General features: G+C 51.8%; 13 protein-coding genes. All 13 read left to right on the top strand.

The annotated features are described in order from the left end of the window. Positions 1-23: 23 nt before the first annotated feature. The 13 genes from ACYVBJ_RS25835 (at position 24) to ACYVBJ_RS25775 (ending at position 14178) form a co-directional block, all read left to right on the top strand. Entirely contained in the window at positions 24-1391 is a 1368-nt protein-coding gene (locus ACYVBJ_RS25835) for an alpha-L-fucosidase (RefSeq protein ID WP_460985175.1), read from the top strand. Between the two features lie 243 nt (positions 1392-1634). Further along, positions 1635-4091 (top strand): TonB-dependent receptor domain-containing protein, encoded by a 2457-nt coding sequence (locus ACYVBJ_RS25830; protein WP_460985174.1) that lies wholly within the window; start codon positions 1635-1637, stop codon positions 4089-4091. Positions 4092-4162: 71 nt separating this feature from the next. Further along, positions 4163-5371, top strand: a complete 1209-nt coding sequence (locus ACYVBJ_RS25825) for a PepSY-associated TM helix domain-containing protein (protein ID WP_460985173.1) — start codon at positions 4163-4165, stop codon at positions 5369-5371. Continuing rightward, positions 5368-5559, top strand: coding sequence for a hypothetical protein (locus ACYVBJ_RS25820; RefSeq protein ID WP_460985172.1), 192 nt, complete (start codon positions 5368-5370; stop codon positions 5557-5559). Before ACYVBJ_RS25825 ends, ACYVBJ_RS25820 begins: the two co-directional genes overlap by 4 nt. 176 nt (positions 5560-5735) lie before the next feature. Beyond that, positions 5736-6716, top strand: a complete 981-nt coding sequence (locus tag ACYVBJ_RS25815) for a type I phosphomannose isomerase catalytic subunit (RefSeq protein WP_460985171.1) — start codon at positions 5736-5738, stop codon at positions 6714-6716. A 118-nt stretch (positions 6717-6834) separates the two neighbouring features. After that, positions 6835-7620: an L-fucose dehydrogenase gene (locus tag ACYVBJ_RS25810; protein WP_460985170.1), complete on the top strand. Its 786-nt coding sequence runs from the start codon at positions 6835-6837 to the stop codon at positions 7618-7620. A gap of 73 nt (positions 7621-7693) precedes the next feature. Then, the gene (gene fucP / locus ACYVBJ_RS25805; RefSeq protein WP_460985169.1) at positions 7694-9088 is read left to right on the top strand and encodes an L-fucose:H+ symporter permease; all 1395 of its coding nucleotides are present in this window, start codon (positions 7694-7696) and stop codon (positions 9086-9088) included. 2 nt (positions 9089-9090) lie between these two features. Continuing rightward, positions 9091-9417: an L-rhamnose mutarotase gene (locus ACYVBJ_RS25800; protein WP_460985168.1), complete on the top strand. Its 327-nt coding sequence runs from the start codon at positions 9091-9093 to the stop codon at positions 9415-9417. A 95-nt stretch (positions 9418-9512) separates the two neighbouring features. Continuing rightward, positions 9513-10253, top strand: a complete 741-nt coding sequence (locus ACYVBJ_RS25795; protein WP_460985167.1) for a (Fe-S)-binding protein — start codon at positions 9513-9515, stop codon at positions 10251-10253. Between the two features lie 68 nt (positions 10254-10321). Then, positions 10322-10585 (top strand): hypothetical protein, encoded by a 264-nt coding sequence (locus ACYVBJ_RS25790; RefSeq protein WP_460985166.1) that lies wholly within the window; start codon positions 10322-10324, stop codon positions 10583-10585. Between the two features lie 25 nt (positions 10586-10610). After that, a complete protein-coding gene (locus ACYVBJ_RS25785; protein WP_460985165.1) occupies positions 10611-10772 on the top strand; it encodes a hypothetical protein in 162 nt (53 codons plus the stop codon). Positions 10773-10775: 3 nt separating this feature from the next. After that, entirely contained in the window at positions 10776-12140 is a 1365-nt protein-coding gene (locus ACYVBJ_RS25780; protein WP_460985164.1) for a lactate utilization protein B, read from the top strand. 106 nt (positions 12141-12246) lie between these two features. Next, positions 12247-14178, top strand: coding sequence for a CocE/NonD family hydrolase (locus ACYVBJ_RS25775; RefSeq protein ID WP_460985163.1), 1932 nt, complete (start codon positions 12247-12249; stop codon positions 14176-14178). Positions 14179-14182: the final 4 nt, after the last annotated feature.

Raw genomic sequence — 14182 nt, 5'->3', positions numbered from 1 at the left:
CAGTCTAGACGTAATCAGACGACATGAAACATAAGGTTATGAAGGGCTTGTTGCTAACGAGTCTGTTAAGTATCTCCGTTGCGTTCGCACAGCAAAAGAACGATTTTCCCAAGCCAACGGCCCGCCAGCTCAACTGGCAGCAGCTTGAGACAACGGCTTTTCTGCACTTTACCGTGAATACGTATACCGATAAAGAATGGGGCGATGGTACCGAAAGCCCGGCTATTTTCAACCCGACAAAGCTGGATGCGCGTCAATGGATTAAAGCGTTAAAAGACGCCGGTTTCAAAATGGCTATTCTGACGGCGAAACACCACGATGGGTTCTGCCTGTGGCCGTCTAAAATGACCGGGCACTCGGTTAAAAACAGCCCCTGGAAAGGTGGTAAAGGCGATGTTGTGAAAGAAGTTGCCGATGCCTGCCGGGAGTTTGGACTTAAGTTTGGCGTGTATCTGTCGCCCTGGGATCGTCACGAGCCCCGCTACGGTACGGCCAGCTACAATGACTATTACAAAAGCCAGCTTCGCGAGCTGCTAACGAACTACGGACCGATTTCGGAAGTGTGGTTCGACGGGGCGAAGGGCGAGAACGCCAAAGATATGACCTACGACTTCGATGGCTATTGGGCGCTCGTTCGGCAGCTACAGCCGAATGCTGTCTTGTTTTCCGATGCCGGACCGGATGTTCGTTGGGTCGGTAATGAAGCGGGTAACGCGGGCGAAACCTGCTGGTCGACAATCAACACCGAAGGGTTGGCGCCGGGAAAAGCCGATTCTAAGTACCTGAACCGAGGGGATGCTGCCGGAAAGCAATGGGTTCCCGCCGAAACCGACGTATCGATCCGACCCGGCTGGTTTTACCATGCTTCGGAGGATAGCAAGGTCAGATCACCCCAAAATCTGGTAAATCTTTACTATCAATCGGTTGGACGTAATAGTTTATTACTCTTGAACGTACCGCCAAATCGGGAAGGTCTGTTGGCCGATCAGGACGTAGCAAATTTAAAAGAGTTCAGACGTATCCTGGATGAGACTTTTAAAAAGAACCTTGTTTCGGGCAATTCCAAACTGACCGACAAACAACTGGCTACGTTTACAACCCTGGCGGCTACGCAGCCACTGACCATCGATCTGGGCTCGGAGCAGACGTTCGATCGGATTGTGATTCAGGAAAACATTGCGAATGGACAGCATATCGCTAATGGCCGTGTCGAGTACTGGAATGGCTCCGATTGGCAACCGCTTCAGTCGTTTACCACAGTAGGCCATAAGCGGCTGTTACGTTTCCCGGCGGTACGTAGCAATAAGCTGAGGCTGATGATAACGAATGCGAACGGTCAGGTGCAGCTAGCCGAGTTTGGTGTATATAAAGCATCTGCGCGAGAAGAGTAAGCTAACGTGAATTAAGTAGTGGAGCTGTGCGCCCGCGATTAGTACTGTCATCCAGCCAGGATGCAACTCAAGTTATTCTAAGCGTGGCTATCACGTATGTCGTACGTGATAGCCACGTTGCTTTACACGGTGGAGTATCTCCCCGGCTAATTATTTAGACTTATTTTAAATAATGCATTGTTGTTCGACGCTTGTCTATTTACTTTGCACTGTTTAAATATAGTCTAAATAAGAAAAGCGTCCATGAGTTCACTTCGCTACCTCTCTTTGATCGGGGTTTTGTTGTCTATATCAGTGCCGGTTGTTGCCCAGCAGTTGGCTGCCATCAAGGGAAATGTAACCACCTCCGATGGTAATCCGGCCGAAAGCGTTACCATAAGCCTGAAAGGAAAAGGACAGGGAACTCTATCCAACAGCAAAGGCGACTACACAATCAGCCGGGTTAAGGCGGGAACATACACTGTTCAGGTTTCGTCGGTCGGTTTGAAAACCACGGAAAAAGACATTACCGTAGCGGCCAGCGAGAACGCAACGCTCGACTTTGTTTTATCGGAAAGCGCGGCCCAATTGCAGGAAGTGATTGTGAGCGCTGGCCTGACCAATCGGTTTGCCCGAACATCGAGCGACTACGTATCGAAGATGCCGTTGAAAAACCTTGAAAATCCACAGGTTTACAACAGCATTGGCAAAGAGCTTTTAACTGAACAACTCGTTTTTTCGGTCGACGACGCCGTTCGTAACGCGCCGGGTGTTCAGCGCATGTGGGAAGCAACGGGCCGCTCAGGCGATGGGGGCAGCTTCTACGGCAGCCGTGGTTTTATCCTGCAAAGTTCGCTCCGCAACGGCGTAGCAGGTTACGTATCCAGTGGTATCGATGCCGTCAATCTGGAGAAGCTGGAAGTCATCAAGGGACCATCGGCTACCCTGTTCGGTAGCGCTTTAACCTCGTACGGTGGTCTGATGAACCGCGTGACGAAGAAGCCCTACGAAACGTTCGGTGGCGAGGTGACCTACGCAGGTGGAAGCTACAGCCTTAACCGGGTGAGTGTTGACGTGAACACACCCATCGATCCCGCCCGGAAACTAATGCTCCGGGTAAATACGGCCTACAACTACGAAGGTACGTTCCAGACCCAGGGTTTCAACCGCAGCTTCGCCCTGGCTCCTAGCTTACTCTACAAGCCTAACGACCGCCTGTCGATTTTGCTTGATGCAGAGGTATTCCGGAGCACGAACGTTGGCAAGCAGATTATCTTCTTCTATTTCCCGGCCGCTCAACTGGGCGCTAACCGGGCCGACCAACTGAACCTGGATTATCGCAATTCGTATATGGGAAGCGGCCTGACCCAGCAGTCGAGAAGTACCAACTTGTTTGGCCAGATCAACTACAAACTGTCGCCAACCTTTACGTCATCAACGTACGTTACGTCCAGCAAGAGCTTTTCGAATGGCTTCGGGCCTTATTTCTACCTGGTTCCTGATGCAATGGTTACCGGCAATCCGGCCGATGCAGGCAAAGCCAACTACCTGGCCCGTGCCGATCAGTCGACGGATAACAGTACGAACGACGTGTTTGAAGTGCAGCAGAATTTCAACGGAGACTTTCAGCTTGGCGAACTCCGCAACCGGATCGTTGTTGGGCTCGACTTCCTGCGTATCAACTCCAACCAGAAGTTTTTCGGCAGTAATTTAGATATCGTTCCACTTAATATTCCTGGATATGATTACAGCCGGTTCAGTGGTGCCACGATGGACTCGATCTACGCCAATGGGGCACCGGGTTTTACGTATCCGATCATTAACAAGCGAAACGTTTACAGCGCCTACGTATCGGACGTGCTGAATATCACCGACCAGCTGAGCGTACTGGCGGCTCTTCGGGTCGATCGGTACGATAACAAAGGTGGTTCGGAAGGAGGACCGGTTACTGCTTACCAGCAGACTGCCCTTTCGCCAAAGTTTGGTCTGGTTTATCAGCCGATTAAAGATAAAGTTTCCCTGTTCGCCAACTACCAGAACAGCTTCAACAACCGGGGTGTGTATAATGCGTATGACGTAACGGCGTCGGACAGCATCACGCAGCGTAATGCGAAGCTCGAACAGGCCAATCAGTTCGAGACAGGGGTTAAACTGGACGCTTTCGGCGGGAAACTAACGACTACCATCAGCTACTACAACATTCGGGTCAAAGACATTCTGCGTACCGATCCGAACCCTCTGGCGGCTGCCCGCTTTGCGCAAACTCAGGACGGCACCCAACTCAGCAAGGGTATCGAAGTCGACGTGATTGCCAATCCCTTTGCTGGTTTCAATGTCGTGGCTGGTTTTAGCTATAACGATTCCAAACTCGAACGTGCCGATGCCGATGTGGTGGGCCGCCGGCCTACTACAGCTTCGTCGCCGTACCTGGCGAACCTGTGGTTGAGCTATCGACTACCCCAGCACCTGGTTAAAGGCTTGGGCTTCGGATTTGGCGGAAACTACGCCAGCGACAACAAAATCCTGAACAGTATCAGCCAGGGTGAATTTGTGCTGCCAGCTTATACGATTCTGAACGCGTCGGCTTTCTACGACCATAAGCGGTTCCGGATTGGGGCCAAAGTAGACAACCTAACCAATCAGCGGTACTGGATTGGCTACACGACGGCTAACCCGCAGAAGCTGAGAAGCTTTGTCGGTAGTGTCAGTTTCAAACTTTAAGTAGTCGCAGTCGATCCCCCTCGGATCGACTGTGTTTGCCGTTTCCCGATTTACCAGTAACCCCCGCGACCATGAGTACCACAAAACAGGTAAAGACCTGGTTCCAGATCCATAAATGGACGAGCCTGATTTGCACCGCTTTCCTGCTGATGCTGTGCCTGACCGGTCTACCGCTCATCTTCCACGAAGAAATTGAAGAGCTGGAAGGCAAAGCGTCACTGGCTCCGCCCATGCCGGAGGGTACCCCGCAGATAGGCCTTGAACGACTGGCGCAAACGGCCCGGCAGCAATTTCCGTCCAAGGTGATCCGGTATGCGTATCAGGACGAACATGAGCCGAATACTATGACCTTCACACTGACGGATTCGGTAACGGCTCCGGCAGACAACTATAAGCTCGTCATTCTGGATACCCGCACCGCCAAAGTGCTCGAAGAGCCTAAAGTGCAGGAAGGCTTTATGTACGTCATGCTTCAGTTGCACGTCGATATGTTCATGGGGATTGGCGGTAAGCTGTTTTTGGGGTTGATGGGTATCCTGTTCGTGGTAGCCATTGTGTCGGGATTGATGCTCTACAGCCCCATTATGCGTCGCTTCAACTTCGGCGTGGTACGTACCGAAAAATCGACCCGGTTAAAGTGGCTCGATCTGCATAACCTATTGGGCGTAGTGACGGTAGCCTGGGCGACGGTAGTAGGCCTGACCGGAGTTATTAATACGTTAGCTGAGGTTGTCGTGGGCGTATGGCAGCAGGGGCAACTGGCCGAGATGGTGGCCCCTTACAAAAATGAGTCTCCACTGACCGGGCAATTAAGTCCACTCGATCAGGCCATGAAGGTGGCCTATGAGGCTGCTCCCGGCATGAGCCTGTCGTTTGTCGCTTATCCCGGTTCGCCATATTCCAGCCAGCACCATTACGCGGTGTTTATGAAAGGCAACACCCCACTGACCGAACGGCTGATTAAACCGGCGCTGGTCGACGCCAAAACGGGTAAACTCACCGATATGAGAACGATGCCCTGGTACGCCAACGCCTTGTTTATTTCGCAGCCGCTTCACTTTGGCGACTACGGCGGACTGCCCCTGAAGATCATCTGGGCATTGTTCGATATCATCACCATTGTGGTGTTGGCCAGTGGGCTGTACCTGTGGTTTGCCCGCAATAAAGCCACTAAAGCTCATATGGCCCGCATGACAGTCGCTGAGCAGAAACAGGCGAGCCTACAACTGGAAGAAGCCGAAATTTTAACCCTTAGCGTACAGAAAGGAGAAGCACAATGAAAAGCGATTTCTGGCATGTCTGGACCATTCCTTTGCTGCTGACGGCGCTGAGCCTGATCGGCCTGATTGCTGCTCTGGTGGGCGATAATTTCTGGGATGGCCTTTCCTGGCTTACCTTGGGTGTTCCACTCGTTGTGATCGGCCGGTTTGTCATGAAACCCCAGCAAAGCAAACGGAAACGGGTGTAAGGTTTTTCTGGGCTCAAAGATAAAGTGACCGTAGCGGGGCTGTGCGTCAGCAAATCCGGCCAATACCAGCACCCTGAATTTTGGCATACTCTCCTGATTCCGGTGCGTTCAAGCGGAGCAACAAATGCGTTACTTTGCGGTTGATTGAGGAACAACCAATGACTCAATAATTCGCTATGCTATATCCGCTTACGTTCGAGCCTATCTTCAAAGATAAAATCTGGGGTGGTCAAAAAATCAACACTGTATTAGGTAAGGACTTTTCGCCCCTGCCAAATTGTGGCGAAACATGGGAAGTTTCCGACGTTGAAGGGAACGTCTCGGTTGTGAAAGAGGGAGGCTTACAAGGCAAGTCGCTGCACGAGTTAGTCCAGCAATACAAAGGCGAACTGGTCGGCGAACACGTCTACGAGAAGTACGGGGATCGCTTTCCGCTACTGATCAAATTCATCGACGCCAACGACGACCTGTCTATTCAGGTTCATCCGAACGATGAGTTGGCCAAAAAGCGGCAGAGTGGCCACGGCAAGACCGAGATGTGGTACATCATGCAGGCGGATGAAGGCGCAACGCTTAATTCCGGATTCAACCGCGAAGTCACCAAAGACGAGTACGTTAAGGCCGTTGCCGACAATACGATTCAGGATATTCTGAACATTGAGCAGGCTGGACCGGGCGACGTATTTTTCCTGCCTGCGGGCCGGGTGCATTACATCGGTAAAGGGTTATTACTCGCCGAAATTCAGCAAACCTCCGACACGACATACCGCATTTACGACTTCGACCGTGTCGATGCGACAACCGGTCAAAAACGCGAATTGCACACCGAGCTGGCTGTCGATGCCATTGACTACCACCATTACGATCAGTACAAAACGCAGTACGAGAAAAAAGTCAACGAGAGCGTAAACGCCGTTACCTGCGACTATTTCGTAACCAATGTCCTGAACTTCAATCAGGAAGTCGAACACGACTACACCCACATCGACTCGTTTGTTGTACTGATCTGCGTAGCTGGGTCACTGACCATTAAAGCGTCGGGTGGATATGACGTGCCGCTCAAAATGGGTCAATGCGCCTTGATTCCGGCTTCGGTCGATAACGTAACGCTTGTGCCCGACGGCGACATGACCGTGCTGGAAACCTACGTTCCCTAACTGATTTTACGTCTAAACAAGCGGTGGTAGAAGGAGAATAGGCGATGAACTGTCTTTCTTCTTCCGTCACCGCTCTTTTTTTGAAAGAGCGGGCAGATACGTTTAAGCGAGTCGCATTATGAATTTAAACTTACAGGATAAACTAATTCTCGTTACGGGCGGGGCCAAAGGGATTGGCGAAGGTATCTCTACAACTTTAGCCGCTGAGGGGGCCATCCCGGTAATCATAGGCCGGAACGAAAACGACAATCGACAGACTGTCGAGGCCATTGAGGCAACCGGAGGTCGTGCTCACCACGTTGTCGCCGAACTTACCCGACCAGAAGAATGTCAACGGGCGGTAGAAGAAACGGTAGCCAGGTTTGGACGTATCGACGGGCTGGTGAACAACGCCGGTGTTAACGATGGCGTTGGACTTGAACAGGGTTCGTACGATGCGTTTGTGGCGTCATTGCACAAAAATCTGGTGCATTACTACCTCATGGCTCACCATGCACTACCCGCGCTGAAGCAGTCAAAAGGGGCGATTGTCAACATTGGCTCGAAGGTAGCCGAAACCGGGCAGGGAAATACGTCGGCTTACGCGGCTGCTAACGGCGGACGTAATGCGCTGACGCGCGAGTGGGCTGTTGAGCTGTTGCCCTATGGTATTCGGGTTAACTGCGTGATTGTAGCCGAATGCTGGACCCCGCTCTACGCCAGTTGGATCAAAACCCTGCCTGAACCCGACAAGAAACTCCAGCAGATTGTCTCAAAAATTCCGCTGGAGCAGCGGATGACCACTGCCGAAGAGATTGCGAATGCGGTTGTATTCCTGCTTTCGGACCGGTCAAGCCACACCACCGGTCAGTTGATTCATGTTGATGGTGGCTATACGCATCTTGACCGCGCAATCACGGATTAATTCGTTTATTTGTCCTTCTTTGCCATTCCGGCATACATAAATCAAACTTCCTAAACCTAAAAGAAACGAATTAATGGCTCTCGGACCCGCTCCCGAAAACGTTAAACTCAAAAATGGTCAGGCTTCGGGCAACTATGGTATTGCCTTCGCTCTGGTTACCAGCCTGTTCTTCTTGTGGGGACTGGCGAATAGTCTGAACGGCTCACTGATCAAGCAATTCCAGATTGCGCTGGACCTGAACCGATTTCAGGCGGGTATCGTCGACTTTGCTTTTTATCTCGGCTATTTCTTCATGGCCCTGCCCGCCGGATACGTAATGCGGAAATTTGGCTATAAGCGCGGCATCCTGTTTGGCTTGTTGCTCTACGGGGGCGGTGCCTTTTTGTTCTACCCAGCGGCCGAAGTGCGGGTATATAGCTTCTTCCTGCTGGCCTTATTCACGATGGCTTGTGGCATTGCCTTCCTGGAAACGGCGGCTAACCTATACGTAACGGTACTGGGTGACCCCGACAAATCGGAATGGCGGTTAAACTTCTCGCAGTCGTTCAACGGAATCAGCATCATCCTTGGGCCCATCATTGGTGCCTTATTTATCTTCTCGGAAACGGAATACACGCCCGAAATGCTGTCGGCAATGACACCAGCGCAGGCCGAAACCATTCGTGTAGAAGAAGCGCTGTCAGTGCAGGGGCCTTATCTGGTCATTGGGATCATCATCGCGTTGGTGACGCTACTATTTGCCTTTACCAAAATGCCCGAAGTTGGGGCCGAAGAGGAGCAGAGCGCAGGAAAGGTTTCGATTCTAAGCGTGTTACGTCATCGGCATCTGGCCTTAGGCGTTATTGCGCAATTCGCGAATGTAGGCGCACAAGCAACCCTTTGGGGCTACTTTGTTGACCTTAAACTCGACTTCTCCCGCGATGGACACTGGGCATTAGCGGAGGGCTATATGAATATTATCAACTCGTTGACGGGTTCGCCTACCGACCTGTCTCCGACGCAGATTGCCGGTTTTCACGCATCGTTCGCCTTGGTCTTGTTCATGCTGGGCCGTTTCGTCGGTACGGCGCTGATGACCCGTATTCGTCCGAACCTGGTGCTGGCTATTTACGCAGGCGGAGCCGTTGCTATGGTAGTGATTGCGATGTTGGTAGGTGGCTTAACCGCCGTTATTGCTCTCAGCTTCACGTACTTCTTCCACTCCATCCAGTTCCCAACGATTTTTGCGCTGGCGACAAAAGGATTGGGCGCAGAATCGAAGATGGCGTCTTCTCTGGTGATCATGAGCATTGTCGGTGGCGCGCTGATGCCGTTGGTGGCAGGCGCTTTATTTGCGAGTGGTGCTGTGTATGCCCTGCTCGTGCCGCTGGTGTGCTTCGGCTACATCGTATTCTATGCCCTGCAGGGGTATCAGATCAAGGCCGACGATCTGTACGGAGCGAATGCTCCCGCTGAAGTGGCTCCATAGGTATGCGTTACTGTTTTGCCCTTGACCTGAAAGACGATCCGGCGCTGATTGCTGAATACGAACAGCATCACGAACGAATCTGGCCTGAAATCGAAGCAAGTATTCGAGAGTCGGGTATTACGAACATGGAGATCTACCGCATCGGTAATCGGTTGTTCATGATTATGGATACGGATGATACGTTTTCGTTTGCGCAAAAGGACGCTGCCGATGCGGCTAATCCGATTGTACAGCAATGGGAGAACTTTATGTGGCAGTATCAACAGGCGTTGCCAATGGCGAAGCCAGGCGAAAAGTGGTCGTTGATGAAAAAAATATTTCAGCTATAGACCGTTATTATAGGTAGCACTAGGATGGTCTACTACCAGAAGAGACGCACTTTAGCACCTATATTGGCTGGCCTTGGAAGAGGCTTCTCTTACTTATGAACGTTGCCTTATTTGTTCCTTGCTACGTTGACCAGTTTTATCCGCAAGTTGGAATTGCCAGCCTGCGACTCCTCGAAAAGGCAGGTGTCCAGGTTTCATTTCCAATGCAGCAGACCTGTTGTGGTCAACCGATGGCGAACGCGGGTTGCGAAGCGGATTCCATTCCGGTCTATCAGAACTACGTTCGCACCTTCGCCGACTACGACTATATCGTTGCGCCGTCGGCAAGTTGCGTGTACCACGTCCGCAAGCACTTTAACATCATAGACCAGTCACCGGCAGTAAAGCATGTCCGCGAACGTACCTTCGAGCTGGTGCAATTTCTGACCGACGTATTAGGGGTGACAAGCCTTGACGCTGAGTTTCCGTACCGGGTTGGGCTGCATCAGAGTTGTCATGGACAGCGTGGTTTGCGGTTAGCTACTGACTCTGAACTGACGCCCGTTCGGGATGGACACATCAGCCGCCTGCTGAAGCAGGTGCGAGGCCTAGAATTAATCGAACTGGATCGGTATGACGAATGCTGCGGCTTTGGTGGTGCTTTTTGCGTATCTGAAGCGGCTGTATCAGCCCGGATGGGGCAGGACCGTGTTGATGATCACGTTAAAAATGGTGCTCAGGTTATTACGGGGGGCGATGTCTCCTGCCTGATGCATTTAGAGGGGATCGTCCGACGTAAAAAGCTCCCCCTTAAGGTGATGCATGTAGCAGAGATATTGACCAGTGCGCACCTATAAGTATGCCCGACCTATACATACTCGCTGGGCCAAACGGAGCTGGATAAACCACGGCTGCTTACACGTTATTGCCGGAAGTGCTGAATGTAGTTGAGTTTGTAAATGCCGATGAGATTGCACGAGAGTTGCCGCCATTCAATGTTGAGTCTGTAGTTTTTGAAGCCAGGCGGATTATGTTGCAGCGGATCGATCAGTTGATGCGTGAACGTATTGATTTCGCATTTGAGACAACTTTCTCTACCCGATCTTACGTTATTATTAATAATAGCGGTGTACAACCAGAGCAAATGGCAAATGGAGAACGTATTGGGAATGAAGTGACTGACCAGTAATTGTGGAATTGGTTAAGAACGTCCTATGAAAACGACAACTAGAGGAGAGACTCTGTCGGCAAAAGTGCTGGGAGGGTTTTGGCTAGTTCATAAACGGTTAGTCGAAAAGGCAAAACGCGATGACGACGAATTGGTCATTGCCGATAAAGATGGTAACCCTGTTCGTGTGAAAGCGCGTGATCTCTAAGTTATGACACATCCTGAAGCCGCCGAAGTATTTACTGCCGATGCCGATCGGACAACCTGGCACGATCAAACCTTGTGGTTTGTCCGTCAGAAACGCGACCGAATGGCCTACAAGCTGCCTGAGTGGGAGCAACTCCGTGAACTGGCATCGCAGATCAAGAACCATGCGCTTAGTCGGCTGGATGACTATTTAGAGGAATTTGAACGGAATGCACAGGCAAATGGCGTTCAGGTCCACTGGGCTGCCGATGCGCGTGAGCACAACCAGATCGTTTTAGATATCCTTCGGAAGCATAACGCGCAACGTATCGTCAAGAGCAAGTCGATGCTCACGGAGGAATGTCACCTGAATCCATTTCTGGAGAAGAATGGCATTGAAGTCGTTGACACCGACTTAGGCGAACGGATCATTCAGTTCAATCATGAGCCGCCAAGCCACATTGTGCTACCGGCGATTCACCTCAAGAAAGAAGATGTCGGACGGATATTTCACGAGCACCTCGGTACACCCGAAGGAGAAAGCGACCCGCAACGACTGACCGAAACCGCCCGCCAGCACCTGCGCGAAAAGTTCGTCGCTGCCGATATTGCCATATCAGGTGTAAACTTCGCCATTGCCGAAACCGGCGGCTTTGTGGTGTGCACCAACGAAGGAAACGCCGATCTGGGCGTTACGTTAGCGCCTGTGCATATTGGGTGTATGGGTATCGAGAAAATCATTCCCAGGTTCGAACACCTGGGGGTCTTTACCCGACTGCTGGCTCGCTCGGCAACGGGCCAGTTGTCGACGACTTATACCAGTCATTTTCATAAACCCCGACCCGGGCAGGAGCTGCACATCGTTATCGTCGACAATGGCCGGATTGATCAGTTAGGTCGCCCTGATTTCCGGAACTCGCTGAAATGCATTCGCTGCGGTGCCTGCATGAACACCTGTCCGGTGTATCGGCGGAGTGGCGGGCATAGCTACGACTTTACCGTACCGGGACCAATTGGAGCGATTCTATCGCCCAATGTCGATCTGAAAAAACACAGCTCGCTACCTTTCGCCAGTACGCTCTGCGGGTCCTGTTCCGATGTGTGTCCGGTTAAGATCGACATTCACGTTCAACTCTACAAATGGCGGCAGATCATCGGCCAGGAGCATGCTATGCCTGCTGGTAAACGGTTGGGCATGAAAGCGCTGGCCAAAGTGCTGGCTCGCCCTAAAGTGTATGCCCGACTCGGACGTATCGCCCGGAAGGTCTTGGCCAACACGCCACATGCCATCAGCCATGCGGGCTCCATTAACCCGTGGGCCATTGCTCGTGAGTTACCCGAACCGCCAAAGCAAAGCTTCCGGGAGTGGTACGCGGCTAATGCGAAATAGACAAGCCCTGAAACGCCTGCTGCAAGCGGGCGTTTTTTGTGCGTAAAGGATTTGTCCGCCCGCTATATTTACGGGTGTTTATACCAATTCTTAATTCATTAACAGCATGAAAAATTGGCTTTATTGCCTAATCGCGGTTGTAGCGACGGTTTCGGCTCAGGCGCAGAATCAGCCCGCTGGCAACTTCGTCCGCGAGAATTACCAGAAATACGAATACAAAATTCCAATGCGCGACGGTGTGAAGCTTCACACCGCTGTTTACGTACCCAAAGACGCGTCGGCGACAAACCGCAGCGACGGACCGAAGTACCCATTTTTAATGCAGCGGACGTGCTATAGCGTAGCGCCGTATGGCCCCGATGCCTATCCTAACCAAGTAGGGCCATCTGCTACGCTCATGCGCGACAAATACATCGTGGTGTATCAGGACGTACGGGGACGTTGGGCTTCGGAAGGGACCTGGACGAATATGACCCCCACCGTCACTGATCAGCAACCCGTTACAGCCGCCAAAGGCAAAAAGAAGTCGGCTAAGGCAACAGGGCCAGTCTTGGTTGATGAAAGTTCCGATACGTACGATACCATCGAGTGGCTCCTGAAGAACGTACCGAACAACAACGGGCGCGTTGGGCAGTGGGGCATTAGTTATCCCGGTTTTTACACAATTGCGGGGGCGGTTGCGGCTCACCCGGCTCTGAAAGCGTCATCGCCCCAGGCTCCGGTTTCCGATTTTTTCTTCGATGATTTTCATCATAATGGTGCTTTTATTCAGGCGTATCTGTTCACCTTCCCGGTGTTTGGCGTTCAGCACCCACAACCCACTACGCAGGCCTGGTATAACAACCAGATGATTCAGACCGGCTCGAAAGATGGGTTTCAGTGGCAGTATGATTTAGGTCCGCTAAAGAATGCCGACAAGTATTACAAGGATAATTTTTACTGGCAGGAAACCGTCGAGCACCCGAACTACGACGAGTTTTGGCAGAAACGGAGCATTATCCCTCATCTGAAAAACATCAAACCTGCGGTAATGACGGTCGGTGGCTGGTTCGATGCCGAGGATCTTTACGGCCCATTGAACATCTACAAAACAATAGAAAAGAACAACCCCGGTACGTATAACACCTTGGTGATGGGGCCGTTCGGGCATGGTCGCTGGTCGCGCGAAACGGGGCATACCCTGCATAGCAACGTCTATTTCGGCGACAGTATCGCCACCTTCTACCAACGTACTATCGAAGCGAAGTTCTTCAATCACTTCCTGAAGGGAGCGGGCGATGGCAAAACGGGGCTGCCCGAAGCGTATCTGTTCAATACCGGACGAAACGAGTGGCGAACGTTCGACAAATGGCCAGCTGCCAACGCACAGACAGTTCAGTATCACTTAGCGGCTAATGGCCAACTGGCGCAGCAGGGCGGTGGAAGTGCTTATTCCGAGTTTATCAGCGACCCCATGAAGCCGGTGCCTTATACCGAGGACATTACGACCACGCAGGGCTTTACGCCGTTCAATTACATGTCGGAAGATCAGCGTTTCGCGGGTCGCCGTCCGGATGTGCTGACGTTTCAAACCGACGTACTCACCGACGATTTAACGCTGGGCGGAGAAATTACGGCGAAACTGAAAGTGAGCACCACCGGTACGGATGCCGACTGGGTTGTGAAGCTGATCGACGTGTACCCGCCCGATGAGCCGAACCATGCGTACATGCCGAACAAAAACATTACGTTGGGCAACTACCAGCAGATGGTACGTTCTGAAGCGATGCGCGGGCGCTTTCGTAATTCGTTCGAGAAGCCAGAACCATTTAAACCCGGTGAGGTAACGGATGTTACGTTCCGGTTGCAGGATGTCTTGCATACGTTCAAGAAAGGGCATCGCGTGATGATCCAGGTGCAGAGTACGTGGTTCCCACTCATCGACCGTAACCCACAGAAATACGTCGACAACATCTTCAAAGCCAACACCGACGATTTCCAGAAGGCTACGCACCGGGTGTATGATAATTCAGTAATCGAGGTGCAGGTGTTGAAATAGGGGC

The sequence above is a fragment of the Spirosoma fluminis genome (genome assembly GCF_054778895.1).
This window is presented reverse-complemented; position numbering and strand designations above follow the sequence as displayed.